This is a genomic window from Azotobacter beijerinckii (assembly GCF_900110885.1).
Classification (GTDB): domain Bacteria; phylum Pseudomonadota; class Gammaproteobacteria; order Pseudomonadales; family Pseudomonadaceae; genus Azotobacter; species Azotobacter beijerinckii.
Map to the genome: position 1 here is coordinate 1 of NZ_FOFJ01000003.1, position 16,649 is coordinate 16,649.

A 16,649-nucleotide genomic window follows, 5' to 3' on the forward strand; every position below is an offset into this window, starting at 1 on the left:
CAAACAAACTCATGAATTCACGAGTGTTGCTTGTGTTGCCGATAATCTTGCGACCACCGGTCTTATCCCCACAAGCACCCACACGAATTGCTTGATTCAACTTGTTAAAGAGCGTTTCGCTTGAGCCTTTCGTCTCAACCGAGGCCGCGCATTCTACAGCAGCCTTCTAACCTGTCAAGCACTTCGATGAAGTTTCTTTCACCGCCGCCGCCCAACTCTCCAACCCGCCAGACTCCGCAACCAACTCCTTGATTTACAAGGACTTCTGCAGACCTGCTCAGGAAGTGGGGCGCATTATAGGGCGTTAACTTTTGACGTCAATAGGAAATTGAAATATTCCTTTAATCAGCAAATCCCCACGATCCAGAGATCAACTCAGCCGAGAATCGCTGCTCTCTATATATGTATATGCGCCTCCCCCCTCACCTGGGTAATGGATAAGCAATCCATCGTTTCAATATAGTCCACAGGACCCGATGCAACAGACCAATGCAGCCCCCATAAAAGACTGCAGCCAAGCCCGAGGCGAAATGCGTTCAGCCACAACAGTCAAATCACCCCACTCTGCCGCAAAGCGGCGATCTGCTCTGCGTCAAGCCCCAGCACATTGGAGAGCACCCACTCGGCATGCTCTCCGAGCAACGGAGGCGCCTGTCGATACGAAACCGGCGTGGCAGATAGCCGAATGGGACTGGCCACCTGCGGTATCTTGCCGGACAAGGGGTGCGGCAGCTCCATTTGAAGCCCGCGGGCAACGACTTGCGGGTCGGCAAACACTTGGGCCAAGTCGTTGATCGGTCCACAAGGAACGCCTGCCACCTCCAGAACAGCCACCCAATCGGCGGTGGTGCGGAGCACCGTGGCTTGACGGATCAACGGAATCAACTCGTCACGATGGAGGACACGGGCCTGATTGGTCGAAAAGCGCGTATCCATGGACCACTCAAGATGACCAACCACCTCACAGAAGCGACGGAACTGTTCATCGTTCCCCACGGCAAGGATGAAGTCTCCATCCGCCGTCGGAAAATCCTGGTACGGCACTATGTTCGGATGGGCGTTGCCAAGCCGATGCGGCGGCCGGCCGGTGGCCAGGTAGTTCAGCGCCTGATTGCCCAGACAGGCCACCTGGACGTCGAGCAGGGCCAGATCGATGTACTGGCCGATGCCGCTCCGCTCTCGGTGATACAACGCCGCCAGCACGGCGACGGCCGCGTAGAGTCCGGTGAGGATATCGGTCAGGGCCACGCCGACCTTGAGCGGCCCGGAACCGGCCTCTCCCTCCGCACGCCCGGTCAGGCTCATCAGCCCGCCCATGGCCTGGATCATGAAGTCGTAGCCGGCGCGCTCCGCATAGGGTCCGGTCTGGCCGAAGCCGGTGATGGAGCAATAGATCAGCCGCGGATTGACGGCCTTGAGCGAGGCATAGTCGAGGCCATAGGCAGCCAGACCGCCAACCTTGAAATTCTCCAGCAGCACATCGGAGCGGGCCGCCAGGTCGCGCATCAGCTGCTGGCCTTCGGGCCGTGTGAAGTCAAGGGTAATCGACTGCTTGTTGCGGTTGGCCGAGAGGTAGTAGGCCGTCTCCGAGGTGTCATCGCCTCGGACATCCTTAAGGAAGGGCGGCCCCCAACGGCGAGTGTCGTCGCCCGTGCCGGGACGCTCGACCTTGATCACCTCGGCACCGAGATCGGCGAGGGTCTGCCCGGCCCATGGCCCGGCGAGCACCCGGGAAAGATCGAGCACGCGGATCGAAGAAAGAGCACCGGGCATGGGAAATCTGCTCACTCCATAAAGCAGGATATCCAAAGCCTAGTGCAACGAATCAGCCATCGGCCGCCGCGACGAAAAGAATGCAACCTTTGTGCTTCCACCCACTCTCATCGCGCATGAATTCTAGACTAAAGTAGGGGTGCAAGTTTTTAGACTAGATCGGCGTGCGGAATGGGTAGTCCGCTCGAGGCTCATCTGCCAACCAAGCCGACAGCGCACGCAACCTTGCCGAAAGCGGATGACACCGATCAGTGCGGCCGCTCAATTGCCATGGCTGACTAGCGCTTTGCTGTACCCGACCGGGGCTCTACCGAGCCTTGGTCCAGGGAAGAGTTACGAAATCAAACAAGGAGAACAAACGTGCATATTGGCGTTCCACTAGAAACCCACAGCGGGGAAACAAGGGTTGCCGCTACGCCGGAAACGGTGAAGAAACTGCTCGGTCAAGGCCACACGGTGACCGTGCAGAGCGGCGCCGGACTCGAGGCCAGTCTTCCGGACAGCGCCTTCGAGGCGGTCGGCGCGACAATCGGCGATGCGGCGGCCGCCCTCGGCGCCGACCTCGTGCTCAAGGTCGTCGCCCCCAGCCCGGCCGAACTGGCACAGATGAAGACCGGCGCAGTGCTGGTCGGCATGCTCAACCCCTTCGACGACGGCAACATCGCGCGCATGGCCGAGTGCGGCATCACCGCCTTCGCCCTGGAGGCGGCGCCGCGCACCTCGCGGGCGCAGAGCCTCGACGTGCTGTCCTCGCAGGCCAACATCGCCGGCTACAAGGCGGTGATGCTCGCCGCCAACCACTATCCGCGCTTCATGCCGATGCTGATGACCGCCGCCGGCACGGTGAAGGCCGCCCGCGTGCTGGTCCTTGGGGCCGGCGTCGCCGGCCTGCAGGCCATCGCCACGGCCAAGCGCCTAGGGGCGGTGATCGAAGCCTCCGACGTGCGCCCGGCGGTGAAGGAGCAGATCGAATCCCTCGGCGCCAAGTTCGTCGACGTCCCCTTCGAAACCGACGAGGAGCGCCAGTGCGCCGAGGGCGTCGGCGGCTATGCCCGACCGATGCCGCCGTCGTGGATGGAGCGTCAGGCCAGAGCGGTGCATGAGCGCGCCAAACAGGCCGACATCGTCATCACCACCGCGCTGATTCCCGGCCGCAAGGCGCCGACCCTGCTGCACGAGGCCACCGTGCAGGAAATGAAGCCGGGCTCGGTGGTCGTCGACCTCGCCGCCGCCCAGGGCGGCAACTGCCCGCTGACGGTGCCCGACGAGGTGGTGGTCCGCCACGGCGTGACCGTCGTCGGCCACAGCAACCTGCCTGCGTTGGTAGCGGCTGACGCTTCTGCCCTCTATGCGCGCAACCTGCTGGATTTCCTCAAGCTGGTGGTCGACAAGGACGGTCACTTTCACCTCGACCTGGAAGACGACATCGTCAAGGCCTGCCTGATGTGCGAAGGCGGCCGGGTCGTACGGACCAATGGCGGTGCGCCCAGCCCCTCGGCTGCCGTACCGCGGGCAACGAAAGAAAACGCATAAGGACAAGAACATGGACCTGATTTCCGACGGGCTCTACAACCTGATCATCTTCGTGCTGGCGATCTATGTCGGCTACCACGTGGTGTGGAACGTCACACCCGCCCTGCATACCCCGCTGATGGCGGTGACCAACGCGATTTCCGCGATCGTCATCGTCGGTGCCATGCTCGCCGCCGCCCTCACCGAGACCGGCCTGGGCAAGCTGATGGGCACCCTCGCCGTGGCCCTGGCCGCGGTCAACGTGTTCGGCGGCTTCCTGGTCACCCGGCGCATGCTGGAAATGTTCAAGAAGAAAGCGGCGAAGGCGGAGGCCAAATAAATGAGCATGAACCAGATCACCCTTCTTTACCTGATCGCCTCGGTGTGCTTCATCCAGGCACTGAAAGGCCTGTCGCACCCGACCAGCTCGCAGCGCGGCAACCTGTTCGGCATGGCCGGCATGGCCATCGCCGCCCTCACCACCCTGGCCCTGGTATTCAAGCTGAACGCCGAGATCGCCGGCAGCGGCATCGCTTTCGTCCTCCTCGGCCTGTTGCTTGGCGGCGGCATCGGCACCCTGATGGCCAGGCGCGTCGAAATGACCAAGATGCCCGAGCTGGTCGCCTTCATGCACAGCATGATCGGTCTCGCGGCGGTGTTCATCGCCATCGCCGCGGTGCTAGAGCCGCAGTCGCTGGGCATCGTGCAGTCCATCGATACGCCGATCCCGGCCGGCAACCGCCTGGAACTGTTTCTCGGCGCAGCCATCGGTGCCATCACCTTCTCCGGCTCGGTGATCGCCTTCGGCAAGCTCTCCGGCAAGTACACGTTCCGCCTGTTCCAGGGCACGCCGGTACGCTTCCAGGGCCAGCACCTGATCAACCTGCTGGTCGGCCTGGCCATCCTCGGCCTCGGCCTGATCTTCACCCTCAAGGGCAGCACCGGCGCCTTCGCCCTGCTGCTGCTGCTGGCCTTCGCCATCGGCGTGCTGCTGATCGTCCCCATCGGCGGCGCCGACATGCCGGTGGTGGTGTCGATGCTCAACAGCTACTCGGGCTGGGCCGCGGCCGGTATCGGATTCTCGCTGAACAACTCGATGCTGATCGTCGCCGGTTCGCTGGTCGGCTCGAGCGGCGCGATCCTCTCCTACATCATGTGCAAGGCGATGAATCGCTCGTTCGTCAACGTGCTGCTCGGCGGCTTCGGCGCCGACGCCACCGCCAGCACCGAGGCCGCCCAGGAACAGCGCAACGTCAAGTCCGGCTCGGCGGACGACGCCACCTTCCTGCTCTCCAACGCCGACAGCGTGATCATCGTTCCCGGCTACGGCCTGGCGGTGGCCCGCGCCCAGCACGCCCTGAAGGAGCTGGCTGAAAAGCTCACCGAACACGGGGTCGACGTGAAGTTCGCCATCCACCCGGTCGCCGGCCGCATGCCCGGGCACATGAACGTGCTGCTGGCCGAGGCCGAACTGCCCTACGAGCAGGTCTACGAAATGGAGGACATCAACTCCGAGTTCGGCCAGACCGACGTGGTGCTGGTGCTCGGCGCCAACGACGTGGTCAACCCGGCGGCGAAGAACGATCCCAAGTCGCCGATCGCCGGCATGCCGATCCTGGAAGCCTTCAAGGCCAGGACCATCATCGTCAACAAGCGCTCCATGGCCAGCGGCTATGCGGGCCTGGACAACGAACTGTTCTACCTGGACAAGACCATGATGGTGTTCGGCGATGCCAAGAAGGTCCTTGAGGACATGGTCAAGGCCGTCGCCTAAAACCTAACCTCCTCCGAAGCGGCCCGCGAGAGCGGCCGACAAACGCCCCGACTCGTTCGGGGCGTTTGCCTTGTGGCGATATGAAAAATGAACGAGCGCTCTCACGAGCGCCGATGCCAGACTGGCTGGCCCTGGATGGCTTGCACTAAACTGCGCCGCTAAGCGATGGAGCTTTCGTAGGCGGTGCTCTGCAGTACGCGTCCCTATTGCCAAGCCGAAAGGAGTGTTCCCATGTCTCGTCTGCACCTTTTAAGCGCCGCGGCACTGTTGCTCGCGGTCACCAGCGCCTCGGCCACCAGCTTTGTGGTCACCACCGATGCGGTCGGCCGTGCCACCGCCGGCACCAGTGATGCTACTTCCGACGTTTCTTCCGACGATGACGACGATAACAAGCTGCTGCTGGAGGCCCGCGACGACGCCGCCAGCTTCGTTGCCAGCGAAGGCGCCATCCGCGGCGCACACTTGGAGGCCGCGCTCACACATCTCCGCGGCAAGCATCCGCAGCTGGCTGCCAGCGACCTGCAACTGGCCCAGGCCATTCTCGCCCGCTGAACGACCGCCGATCCCCCTCGCCGCCGGGTTGGCGGCAGTCGGCCCAGCAAATCCGCCGGGAGCACAGGCCCCTCCCCCGTCGGTCCCGGGGCACTGGTCCGACGAGATGGATTCCGTTACTTTTCCGCCCCGCGACCAGCGGCTGTCGCCCCGGCACGCCGGCTGCCGGTCCGCGGGCATGGCCTTGGCCGCCCAGCCCATCGAACGCCTACTACCGTAACCGAGATATCCGCCATGCGTCATTCCCTGCTCGCCATCACCCTGCTGCTGCTCAGCACCACCACCCAGGCCCGAAGCCTCGAGCAGACCAGCAACATCGTGGTACGCGCCTTCGACCGCACCATCGACTTCACCTCCGACACCACCACCTCGATCCGCGACATGAAAGTGGTGATCGACGCTCGCGACGATGCCGCCAGCTTCGTCGCCAGCGAGGGCGCCATCCGCGGCGCACAGTTGGAAGCCGCCCTCGGTGCCATCCGCGAGCGTCTGCCGGAAGCCCGCGAAGCCAGCGACCAGGCCCTGGCCGAAGCCATCCTCGCCCGTTGACCAGACTCGGCGTCGGGCTGCTCGGCGCTGCCCTGCTGCTGGCCAGCTCCGGCGTGCCGGCCGACCTGCGCCTCGCCCTGTACGCCGAAGGCCTGAGCGAAGCCCAGCGCCAGGCCAGCCAGACCCTGCTCGACGAAGCCCGGGCCGCCCTGCCGCCGCGCCTGCGCGAGCAGTTGGACCGTACCGTGGAAGTGCGCTGGAGTACACATCTGCCGGAAAACGGTTACGGCCGCGCCAGCCGTCCCGACCGTCTCGAACTCAACGCCCGCCTGCTGCCAGGGCTGGCCAACGGCTCGGCGGCCAGCGCCCGGACCGGTCGCCCCCACGGCACGGTACGCCGCGAACTGCTGGCCACGGTGCTGCACGAATTGACCCACCTCTACGACCGCAGCCGCGCCTGGACGGCGGAACAGCGGCGGCTGTCGAACCGCTGCAGCCAACAGGCCGGCAGCCTCGGCCCGGTCGGCCTGGCGGAGCGCTGCCGTGGCCAGACCGCGCGCCGCTTCACTCTCTCCGACGATCCCCGCCTGCTGGATCTGGCCGGCTGGCAGCAGGCCGTCGGCCGCCGTGGCCAGCGCGAGCGGGACAACGGCCAGGTGGCGCGCAGCCCGGACCTCTACGAACTGCGCAATCCCCGCGAATTCGTCGCGGTGAATCTCGAGTATTTCCTGCTCGATCCCGCCTATGCCTGCCGGCGCCCCTCGTTGTACCGCTACTTCCAGGAGCACTTCGGCTGGGCACCGGCAGCGCGCGCCGAGTGCCCGCCGACCTACCCCTACCTCAATGCCGGCCGCGACTTCGCCCGCCAGCCCCTCGGCCAGCTCGACCCCGAACGGGTCTACGAGGTCGACTACCTGTTCGCTGAGGCCAACGACAACTGGGTCAGCCGCTGGGGCCACAGCATGCTGCGCCTGGTGATCTGCGCTCCCGGCCGGCCGCGCGGACCGGCCTGCCGGCTGGATCTGGACCATCATCTGGTGCTCTCCTACCGCGCCTTCGTCGGCGACGTGCAGCTCTCCAGCTGGGACGGCCTGACCGGCAGCTACCCCTCGCGGCTGTTCGTCCTGCCGCTCAATCAGGTGATCGACGAATACACCAAGATCGAGCTGCGCAGCCTGGCCTCCGTACCGCTCAGGCTGAGCGAAGGCGAACGCCGCACACTGGTCGAGCACGCTGCCGAACAGCACTGGAGCTACGACGGCGACTACTGGTTCCTGTCCAACAACTGCGCGGTGGAAACCCTCAAGCTGCTGCGGGCCGGCACCGCCCGCGCCGAGCTGGAAAGTCTCGACAGCATCATGCCCAACGGCCTGCTGGAGCTGCTGGTCGGCCGCGGCCTGGCCGACCGCAGCCGACTGAGCGATCTACAGGAAGCGCTGCGCCTGGGCTATCGCTTCGACTCCTTCCGCGAGCGCTACCAGGCGATGTTCGCGATCCTGCGCCAGCGCCTGCCGGTGCCCCAGGGCAGCGTCGAGGACTGGCTCACCCTGTCCGCCGGCGAGCGCCGTCCCTGGCTCGCCCGCGCCGACCTGCGTGCCAGTGCGGCCCTGCTGCTGCTCGAGCAGGCGGCCATGCGCCGTCAGCTGCTGCTCGCCCAGGAAGAACTCAAGCAGCGCTACCTCGGCCACCGCGAGGGCCGCAACGCCGGGCCGGACATGGCCAGGGCCGGCGACACCCTGAACAAGATCCTCGCCAGCAGCGGCTTTCTGAGCCGTCCGGCGGAGCTGCTCGACGGCGGCTACGGCCTGCCCCAGGCCGGCGAATGGCCACGCCTCGAAGCGCAGAGCACCGCCCGCCACCGTGGCCTGCGTCAGCTCAACGACGAGCTCGACCGGGAGTTGCGCGCCCTGCTGGAGCCCGAGCGCCTGAGCGAACTACAGGCCGTCGAAGCCAACCTCCGCCAGCTCGGCGAGCACCTGCGCGCCCTGCACAAGGCCAGCGACGGACTGCAACTGCCCGGCAGCGAAGCTGCCCGCCCGGCGCCCCAGCGCTGAGTATCCCCGTTCAACCCCGGAAGGAGTGCCGGTCGGCTCCGGCCTTGCGTCCCGCGCCTCTCCCCGCCCAAGATGGGGCGAATCCTGACGGGGGAACGACATGCCTACCCTGCTGCTGGCCCTCTGGCCGTTGTTCGCCCTGATCGTCGGCGGCTATCTGCTGCGTCGCCGGGATCTCCTCGGCGAAGGCTTCTGGCCCGGCGCCGAGCGGCTGAACTACTTCATCCTGTTCCCCGCCCTGCTGTTCCACAGTCTGGCCGGCGCGCCGCAGGGCAATCCGGCCCTGCCGCGCCTGGCGGCGGCCACGCTGCTCGGCCTCGGCCTGGCCTGGGCCGCCCTGCTGCTGGGGCGACGGCGGCACGGCTGGCCGGCCGCCCGCTTCGGCGCCCTCGCCCAAGGCCTGCTGCGCTTCAATACCTATCTCGGCCTGGCCGCGATCGGCAACCTGTTCGGCCCGCCGGGACTGGCCTTGGCCGCATTGATGCTGGCGCTGCTGGTGCCGACGGTGAACCTGCTGTCGGTCTGGGCGCTGACCGCCGAGCGCGGGGTCGGCGCCCGCACGCTGCTGCCGACCCTGAGGAACCCGCTGATCCTCGCCTGCCTGGCCGGCACGCTGGTCAATCTGACGGGGCTGGCGCTGCCCGCCGGCAGCGAGCGGCTGCTGTCCCTGCTCGCCGCCGCCAGCCTGCCGCTCGGCCTGCTCTGCGTCGGCGCCGCCCTGCAACCGCGAGAGCTCGACGGGGAGCTGCCGACATTGGGCTGGAACTGCGCCCTGCGCCTGCTGGCCATGCCGCTGCTGGCCTGGGCGGTGGCCCGCCTGCTCGCCCTGCCGCCCCTGGAAAGCAGCGTGCTGGTGCTGTTCTTCGCCCTGCCCACCGCCCCCACCGCCTACGTGCTGACCCGCCAGCTGGGCGGCGACGGCCACCTGATGGCCGGCCTCATCACCCTGCAGACCCTGCTGGCGGCGGCCAGCCTGCCGCTGGTGCTGACGCTGCTGCCCTGAGCCGGAACCGGAGCGCGCCCCCGTCGTCCGTAGCGCCCCCCGACAGACCGCCTCTTTCGGCACAGCGGGACCCTTTTTGTGACAGAAATATGATATGAATCAAAAAAGGCGCCCCGGAGCGTGGCCACCGCTGCGCTGCAGGGGGGCGCGCGCTGGCGCTCTCGTTGTCCGCTGCAGGGGCCCCCGGCATGCTTACACTGCTTCATCTGTTATCTGCCATTGCCCTGCTCGTGTGGGGCACGCATATCGTCCGTACCGGCATCCTGCGCGTCTACGGCGCACAGTTGCGCCGTCTGCTCAGCCACAGCATGCGCCGGACGCCGCTGGCCTTTCTCGCCGGTATCGGGGTCACCGCACTGGTGCAAAGCAGCAACGCCACGGCCCTGCTGGCCAGTGCCTTCGTCGCCGAGGGGTTGATGGCTCTGGCTCCGGCGCTGGCGGCGATGCTCGGCGCGGACGTCGGCACTGCGCTGATGGCGCGGGTGCTGACCCTCGATCTGTCCTGGCTGCCGCCGCTGCTGCTGCTCTGCGGCGTGAGCCTGTTCCTGGCGCAGAAGCAGAATCCCCCCGGCCAGCTCGGCCGGGTGGCGATCGGCCTCGGCCTGATCATGCTCGCCCTCGAGCTGATCGTCGCAGCCAGCGAACCCATCACCCACGCCCAGGGACTGGGCCTGCTGTTCGCCTCGCTGACCGGAGACCTCCTGTTGGCGGCAGTGATCGGCGCCCTGTTCGCCATGCTCACCTACTCCAGCCTGGCTGCGGTGCTGCTCACTGCGACCCTGGCCGGCGCGGGACTGATCGATCTGCCGCTGGCCATCGGCCTGGTGATCGGCGCCAACATCGGCAGCGGCGTGCTCGCCTATCTCAACAGCAGCCTGCTGGTCGCCGCCGGACGGCGGGTCGCCCTCGGCAACCTGCTCTACAAGCTGCTCGGACTGCTGCTGGTGCTGCCGCTGCTCGATCCGCTGGTAGCCTGGATGCAGAAGCTGCCGCTCAGCCTGCAGGATCAGGTGATCGGCTTTCATCTGGCCTACAACAGCCTGCGGTGCGTGCTGCTGCTGCCCAGCGTCACCCCGATGGCACGCCTGTGCACCCGACTGCTGCCGGAGCGGGCGACGGAAAAAAACAGCATCGCCCAGCCACGCTACCTGGACCCGAATGCCCTGACCACGCCAATCCTGGCGCTGGCCAATGCGGTGCGCGAGACCCTGCGCATCGGCGATCTGGTCGAACGGATGCTCGGTCATCTGCAGGGCGTGCTGCAGGGCCGCCGGGCCGAGGCGGGCAGGGAGCTCCGCCGTCTCGAGGAGGATCTGGACGCACTCTACGGAGCGGTGAAGCTGTACCTGGCCAGACTGCCGCGGGAGGCGCTGGACGAGGCGGAAGATCGCCGCTGGGCGGAGATCATCGAGCTGGCGGTCAACCTGCGGCAGGCCGGCTACATCCTCGGCAAGATGCAGCGCCGGACCGAACGGCAGAGCTTCGCCCGCATCGATTTGGAAGAGCTGGCGGAACTGCACGCCGAGCTGCTGGCCAACCTGCGCCTGGGACTGAGCGTGTTTCTCTCCGGCGATCCGCGCAGCGCGCGCCAGCTGCTGCGCCAGAAGCGCCGCTTCCGCGCCCTCGAGCGGCGCCTGGCTCACGCCCATGTCGACCGCCTGCACCGCCAGGTGCTGCACAGCCCCGAAACCGGCTCGACCCACCTGGAGCTGCTGGAGGACATGAAGCGCCTCAACTCGCTGTTCTGCTGCAGTGCCTACGTGGTGCTGGAAGCCGAAGCCCAGGCCGCCGACCGCCCGGACGAAAAACCCGAGCGGGACCGCCTGGACGGCGAGCTGCGCCGCCTGCTGCTCGACGACGCAGCGAACAGGCCGGTCGGCCGGGTCGCGGAAAACCCGGCGGCGCGACCGGGTACGCCTTGCGGCTAGAATTCGCCCTCCGCTCCCCGATGACGCCGCCATGCAGTCCATGCAGCCCTGGAAAACCCGCCTCCAGCAACTGATCGCTCTGTCCAGCCGCTACCCTCGCGCGCTCGCCCTGTTCGGCTTCGCTTCCGGCCTGGCCAGCTTCCTGCTGGTCGAGCGCAAGGAAAGTCTGGCCAGCCTCATCGCCCTGGTGATGCTGGTGAGCTGGGTCTGGTTGCTGCTGGAGAACCTGCTGACCCGCAGCCTCAGTCGCTGGTTCAGGCTGGATCTGCCGCCGCCGCTGCTGCGCTATGCGACGCAGATGATCCATCAGGAAAGCCTGTTCTTCGTCCTGCCGTTCTTCTTCACCACTACCACCTGGAACAGCGGCCAGGCGGTCTTCACCAGCCTGCTCGGCCTGGCCGCGCTGGTATCGATCGTCGATCCGCTGTACTACCACTGGCTGGCACCGCGGCGCTGGGCGCTCATGGCCTTCCACTGCCTGACCCTGTTCGCCGTGCTGCTCACCACCCTACCGCTGATCTACCAGCTGGCGACGCCGCAAAGCTACCGACTGGCCCTGGCCAGCACCGTGCTGCTGGCCTTCCCCAGCCTGCTCGGCGCACTGCGCGAACAGAACTGGCGGCGCCGGCTAATCCTACTCGGCCTGCTGGCTGCCCTCGGCGGTGCCGGCTGGTGGGCGCGCGCCTGGGTGCCGCCGGCCACCCTGTGGCTGAGCGAGGTGGCGGTGAGCCTGGAAATGGACGGACGCAACCGCGAGCCGGGGGCGAGTCTCAAACGCATCGATCTGGCTCGGCTGCACGCCCAGGGCCTCTACGCCTATACCTCGATCCACGCTCCCCGCGGGCTGAACGAGCGCATCTACCACGTCTGGCGGCATGCCGGCCGGGAGGTGGACCGCATTCCCCTGGAGATCCGCGGCGGCCGCCAGGAGGGCTACCGCGCCTGGAGCCACAAGCGACGCTTCCCCGAGAACGCCCTCGGCCGCTGGGAAGTCCGCGTGCAGACCGAGGCCGGCCAGTTGATCGGCGTGCTACGCTTCAAAGTCGTCGAATAGTCGATAGCCCGAAATGACCGTCCCAGACGGCCGGGAAGACTCTTTAGTCGACTCGCTGGCAATTAGCTGCAGGCAAATTCGCTCAATTCGGTTATCGTTGCGGCATTACGCCCCACCCCACCATTAGGATACTAGGAGATCCGTATGGAATATGCTAACGCGCAGCTGACGATGACCGTACTGATGACGCCGGACATGGCCAACTTTTCCGGCAACGTGCACGGCGGTACGCTGCTCAAGCTACTCGACGAAGTCGCCTATGCCTGCGCCAGCCGCTACGCCGGCCGCTATGCCGTGACCCTTTCCGTGGACCAGGTGACCTTCCGCCAGCCGATCAAGGTCGGCGAGCTGGTGACCTTCCTCGCGTCGGTCAACTATACTGGCAGCTCATCCATGGAAATCGGCATCCGGGTCGTCACCGAGAACATCCGCGAACGCACCGTGCGCCACACCAACAGCTGCTTCTTCACCATGGTGGCGCTCGACGAGAACCGCAAGCCCACCCAGGTGCCGCCGCTGCAGCCCACCACGGAGCAGGAAAAGCGCCGCTACGAACAGGCCAAACGGCGCCGCGAACTGCGTCAGGAGCTGGAAACACGCTACCGGCAGATCAAGAACAAGGCCTCCTAATCCAGACGACGAATGCACAGGCGTCGACCGGCAGATCGACTAAGCTGGGCTCGACGTCACAGGTAAAACAACAACAATCATGCTGACTCTCGCCAACCTGTTCATTCTGTTGCTGCTGGCAGGCATCGGTGCCTGGCTGTGGCATACCCATGGCCTGCGCGAGCAGGCCCTGGCCGCAGTCAGGCAGCACTGCACGAAAGTGGACGTCGAACTGCTCGACGACAACGTCGCCCTGCGCAGCTTCGGTCTGCACCCCGACGCCCGCGGTCGCCAGCGCCTGGCGCGGATCTACGACTTCGAATTCACCGTCACCGGCGAACAGCGCTACAACGGCAACATCGTCATGTTCGGCCACCACGTCGCGCGCATCGAACTGGGCGCCCATCCCTTCCCCGCACCGCCGCAGCCACACCACCAGCACTCCGCCGAGGTGATCCAGCTCGACCAATGGCGACGCACGCATCCTCTGCACGAACAGCGCCACCACTGAAATCCCGCGCGCCTGCGACAGGCCCAAGCCTCCTCCCTCGCTTCACCCCCGCTGCAGAAGAAAGCCAGCCACCCGTTCGGCGCTCTCCTCGGGCCGCTCCTGCATGAAGCAGTGCCCGCCGGGCAACGTATGGGCGCCGACGTGGGGATTCATCGCGCACCAGCGCGCCGTCGAACGGGTGATGAAAGGGAAGCTGCGCTGGCCGTTGAGCAGCAGGGTCGGCGTGCGCACCCCGACCAGCGCCGGCCAGAGGCGACGGGGGAAGGAGTTGAAAATCTCGACCTCCCGGCTCGGCCGGCATTTCAGCTCGATACCGCCGTCCGCAGACTCCTTCAGGGCGTGCTGGACGTAGGCGCGCAATGCCGCGTCGCTCCAGCCCCGGAAGACGCCGCGACCGTGCAGGCAGGCATAGGCGGTGGCGCGGTCGGGCCAGTGCCGGCGGCGCGTCGCCGACTGGCGTGCCAGAGCATTGAAACGCTGCAGTCCGAAGAGCTCGGAAAAGCCCAGCGCGCCGATCATCGCCCGACCGAACAGCACCGGATCAAGTAGCACCGCACGCTGAAACAAGTCCGGTTCGCGAGCCAGGATCAGGCAGCTCAGCACTCCGCCGAAGCTGTGCCCGCAGGCGTGGCGCGGCACCTCGCCGAAACGTCCGAGACCGGCCTGGAAAGCCTCCAGTGCCAGCTCGGCGGTACGGTTCCAGCCCTGGAAGCGGCCGCCGTGGTCGCTGTCGCCATGTCCCTGGACATCGCACAGCCAGAGGTCGAAATCTGCGGCCAGCACGCGTAGCAGCGGCTCGTAGGTCCTCCCGCAAAAGCCGTTGCCGTGCAGAAAGTGCAGCAGCGGCCTGCCGCTCGGCGTGCTGTGCCAGCCGCGCAGGGTAAAGCCGGCCGAGGTGGCGTGGGACCAGGAATGCAGGATCATGCGCACCGTCCATGGAGGGTGAGGGACGAAGCAGTATAGCCGGACGCCACGGCGCGCAGCCATGCGCCGCGGCCAGGAAATTCACTCCGGCAGGCGGCAGGCCGTCATCCCGGCCTGGAGCGCGGCCTCGTCGCCGGCGTCGGCGAAGATCAGTTCCAGCCGCGAATCCCGGCGCCACTCGCTAGGCTGCCAGCGGATCGGCTCGCCGTTCAGCGCATTGCCGGACAACCAGCCGGCCTCGGTGCGCAGGACCAGCTTGGCACGCCGCCAGGGCAGTCCGGCCAGCCAGCGCTGGACAGCCGACAACGCGAAACGCTGGCTGGCATGCCAACGCCAGCCAATGCTCCAGCCTTCGGTCCGGGTCTGGCTGGCGCAGACCGGCCGGCCCGGATCGAGCCAGACCTCCGCCAGCTCCGGCGCCTCGCCCGGCGGTCCGGCGCCCGGCTCAGCACGGGCGGCCAGCCCCGGCAGCAGCGCCAGCGGCAACGCGCCCTGGCAGGTCCAGTACAGTGGACGCGGCGGCAGCCGCTCGGCCAGTCGTATCCGCGCCGACTCGTCCAGCGACTCCGCCTTGTTCAGAACCAGCAACCCAGCCGCAGCCAGCGCTTCCGCCTGGCTCGCCGGCAAGGCCTCGCCGGCGGCCAGGGCGGCGGCATCCAGTACCAGCACGGCGGGCTGCAGCGCCAGCACCCCGACCCAGGGCGGTGCAGCGAGCTGGCGCCACAGCTCGCCCGGATGACCGAGCCCGGAGGGCTCGATCAGCAGACGGTCGGGTCGGGCCTTGCGCAGCAGACGCGCCAAACCGACCCGGAAGGGTGCGCCGTTGACGCAACACAGGCAGCCGCCAGCAACTTCGGCGAAGGCGATGCCGTCCGCACCGCTGTCCAGCAGGGCGGCGTCCAGGCCAATCCGGCCGAATTCGTTGATCAGCACCGCCCAGCGCTCGGCAGCCGGCTTCTGCGCCAGCAACTGGCGGATCAGGCTGGTCTTGCCGGCGCCGAGAGGGCCAGCGATCAGGTGGGTGGGGATGTTCTTCAGCATCCGGGCATGGTGGGGCTTTTTGCAGCGAGCGGGAAGCCCGTCGCGGCAGAGCCACCCGCTGGCGGCGGCGAGCGGCCGCGACATGCTAGAGTCGCGCGCGCCCATCCCGGAGGAATCCCCATGCGCCTGCTCCTGCTGTCCCTGTCTCTTGCCCTGTCCGGCCAGGCCCTGGCCGAGGCCTGCACGGTGCACAGCAGGGCCGAGCGGGTCGAGGTGCGGATCTGCCAGGAAAACCGCAGCATCCCGGCCAAGCTGTTCCGCGAAGGCTTCTGCCAGCCGCAGCTCGCCGGACAGACGACCGAGGTGAGCTTCACCGAGCACTGCCCGCAGGGCAGCTTCGGCATCTGCCGCGAGGCACGGGTCGAGGGCACCGCCTATCACCAGGATATCCACTACTACGGTGTCGCCAGCGACGCCCGCTACCTCAAACCATCCTGCGAAAGCCGCAGCAAAGGCCAGTGGATCGCGCCCTGAACAGGCCCCCGCAAGGCGCGGGCAAATCATGTCTTCACGGGCATTTCACTGACTACGATCAACAAAAGCGCTTCTTCTGGCGACTAGCCGACAATTTCCTTGTCGTAGTCGCAACATCTTGTCGCGAACCTCGTCGCCCCTTCATGGCTAACTAATTGATTTCCCATATCCAGCCACCTGGCACGTTTCGTGGAAATCCCCTAGCGAATCCCACCGGAACGCTCCTCGGAGGAGCCGTCATGAAAAAGTTCGGCATTCTGACCCTGACCCTCGGCCTGCTGACCGCCAGCGGTGCCAACGCCGCCGAAAGCATCGAGGAAACCCAAGGCCGGAGCTTCGCCAAGGTTCTGGGCGGCGCTACTCCGCAAGCCTTCGGCGGCAGTGATCGCACGCGCACCGACAGCGGCACAGTGAAGATCGTGCGCTCCCCCCACCGCCACTTCGTTGTCGGCGAGCAGGTCGAGATCCGCGGCAACCGCCCGCACACCAAGACGACCGACAGAGCCGCCACCCTGGCCGACGCCAACGACGGCACGCGCCCTCTCCGCTGAGCATTTCTGCGGCCCCGGAGCGCTGCCGGGCCGCCTCCACAGCGACCCGCCCGATCGCAAGGGGTTACCGCACCCCGACTCGATCACCTCCCCCTGAATAGCCCCCATCACGCCCCAGCCCGACCCGAACCGGACGTACGGACCGCTCGCCCGGCCAGGAACGGCCGTATCGGGCAAGCAGAGTGCACACGCCGGAGCCAGCAAGCCCATCGCCATCGAACCGCAGGAGTGGCACCGCCAATCGCCAGCAATACCCGGTAAAGGCTCAAGCACAAAACCACACTACCCTTCTTGATCCAGATCAATGAAAACGCGGTTTTTTGTGAGAAACGAGACAAACTTTTGTAGCCATAACGACACTTTGTCGCTTATGAAATCCCGCAAAATTATATAACTGATT

Annotated in this window: 16 protein-coding genes; 13 read left to right on the forward strand and 3 right to left on the reverse strand. The window is 66.6% G+C overall.

All coding sequences use genetic code 11. The features are described from left to right. Positions 1-549 precede the first annotated feature (549 nt). Entirely contained in the window at positions 550-1,773 is a 1,224-nt protein-coding gene (locus tag BMY22_RS01840; protein ID WP_090619116.1) for a CaiB/BaiF CoA transferase family protein, read from the reverse strand. Positions 1,774-2,133: 360 nt separating this feature from the next. Here BMY22_RS01840 and BMY22_RS01845 point away from each other — a divergent pair, with 360 nt between their 5' ends. From BMY22_RS01845 to BMY22_RS01895, 11 genes are all read left to right on the forward strand, one after another. Beyond that, on the forward strand, positions 2,134-3,306 hold the full coding sequence (locus BMY22_RS01845; protein ID WP_090619118.1) for a Re/Si-specific NAD(P)(+) transhydrogenase subunit alpha: 1,173 nt from the start codon (positions 2,134-2,136) through the stop codon (positions 3,304-3,306). A gap of 10 nt (positions 3,307-3,316) precedes the next feature. Then, positions 3,317-3,625 carry an NAD(P) transhydrogenase subunit alpha part 2 gene (locus BMY22_RS01850; RefSeq protein ID WP_039800922.1) on the forward strand — a complete coding sequence of 103 codons (309 nt, stop codon included), beginning with the start codon at positions 3,317-3,319 and terminating at the stop codon, positions 3,623-3,625. Then, complete coding sequence (locus BMY22_RS01855; protein ID WP_090619120.1) at positions 3,626-5,059, forward strand: NAD(P)(+) transhydrogenase (Re/Si-specific) subunit beta; 1,434 nt, start codon at positions 3,626-3,628, stop codon at positions 5,057-5,059. A gap of 231 nt (positions 5,060-5,290) precedes the next feature. Beyond that, the gene (locus BMY22_RS01860; RefSeq protein ID WP_090619121.1) at positions 5,291-5,611 is read left to right on the forward strand and encodes a DUF2388 domain-containing protein; all 321 of its coding nucleotides are present in this window, start codon (positions 5,291-5,293) and stop codon (positions 5,609-5,611) included. A 234-nt stretch (positions 5,612-5,845) separates the two neighbouring features. After that, on the forward strand, positions 5,846-6,160 hold the full coding sequence (locus BMY22_RS01865) for a DUF2388 domain-containing protein (RefSeq protein WP_090619123.1): 315 nt from the start codon (positions 5,846-5,848) through the stop codon (positions 6,158-6,160). Next, positions 6,157-8,154 (forward strand): DUF7844 domain-containing protein, encoded by a 1,998-nt coding sequence (locus BMY22_RS01870; RefSeq protein WP_090619125.1) that lies wholly within the window; start codon positions 6,157-6,159, stop codon positions 8,152-8,154. The genes BMY22_RS01865 and BMY22_RS01870 overlap by 4 nt, the downstream gene beginning before the upstream one ends. A gap of 100 nt (positions 8,155-8,254) precedes the next feature. After that, entirely contained in the window at positions 8,255-9,157 is a 903-nt protein-coding gene (locus tag BMY22_RS01875) for an AEC family transporter (RefSeq protein ID WP_090619126.1), read from the forward strand. 188 nt (positions 9,158-9,345) lie between these two features. Further along, positions 9,346-11,085: a Na/Pi cotransporter family protein gene (locus BMY22_RS01880; protein WP_090619128.1), complete on the forward strand. Its 1,740-nt coding sequence runs from the start codon at positions 9,346-9,348 to the stop codon at positions 11,083-11,085. A gap of 40 nt (positions 11,086-11,125) precedes the next feature. Beyond that, complete coding sequence (locus tag BMY22_RS01885) at positions 11,126-12,139, forward strand: DUF5924 family protein (RefSeq protein WP_090619383.1); 1,014 nt, start codon at positions 11,126-11,128, stop codon at positions 12,137-12,139. 144 nt (positions 12,140-12,283) lie between these two features. After that, positions 12,284-12,769: an acyl-CoA thioesterase gene (locus BMY22_RS01890; protein ID WP_090619130.1), complete on the forward strand. Its 486-nt coding sequence runs from the start codon at positions 12,284-12,286 to the stop codon at positions 12,767-12,769. Positions 12,770-12,848: 79 nt separating this feature from the next. Then, positions 12,849-13,259, forward strand: a complete 411-nt coding sequence (locus BMY22_RS01895) for a DUF3301 domain-containing protein (RefSeq protein WP_090619132.1) — start codon at positions 12,849-12,851, stop codon at positions 13,257-13,259. A 42-nt stretch (positions 13,260-13,301) separates the two neighbouring features. On the opposite strand, the gene BMY22_RS01900 is transcribed toward BMY22_RS01895, so the two are convergent. Next, positions 13,302-14,183 (reverse strand): alpha/beta fold hydrolase, encoded by an 882-nt coding sequence (locus BMY22_RS01900; RefSeq protein ID WP_090619133.1) that lies wholly within the window; start codon positions 14,181-14,183, stop codon positions 13,302-13,304. 81 nt (positions 14,184-14,264) lie between these two features. After that, positions 14,265-15,224: a CobW family GTP-binding protein gene (locus tag BMY22_RS01905; protein WP_090619384.1), complete on the reverse strand. Its 960-nt coding sequence runs from the start codon at positions 15,222-15,224 to the stop codon at positions 14,265-14,267. Between the two features lie 120 nt (positions 15,225-15,344). Here BMY22_RS01905 and BMY22_RS01910 point away from each other — a divergent pair, with 120 nt between their 5' ends. Then, positions 15,345-15,698: an NADH:ubiquinone oxidoreductase gene (locus tag BMY22_RS01910; RefSeq protein ID WP_090619135.1), complete on the forward strand. Its 354-nt coding sequence runs from the start codon at positions 15,345-15,347 to the stop codon at positions 15,696-15,698. 239 nt (positions 15,699-15,937) lie between these two features. Continuing rightward, entirely contained in the window at positions 15,938-16,249 is a 312-nt protein-coding gene (locus BMY22_RS01915) for a hypothetical protein (protein ID WP_090619137.1), read from the forward strand. The last annotated feature ends 400 nt before the right edge of the window (positions 16,250-16,649 follow it).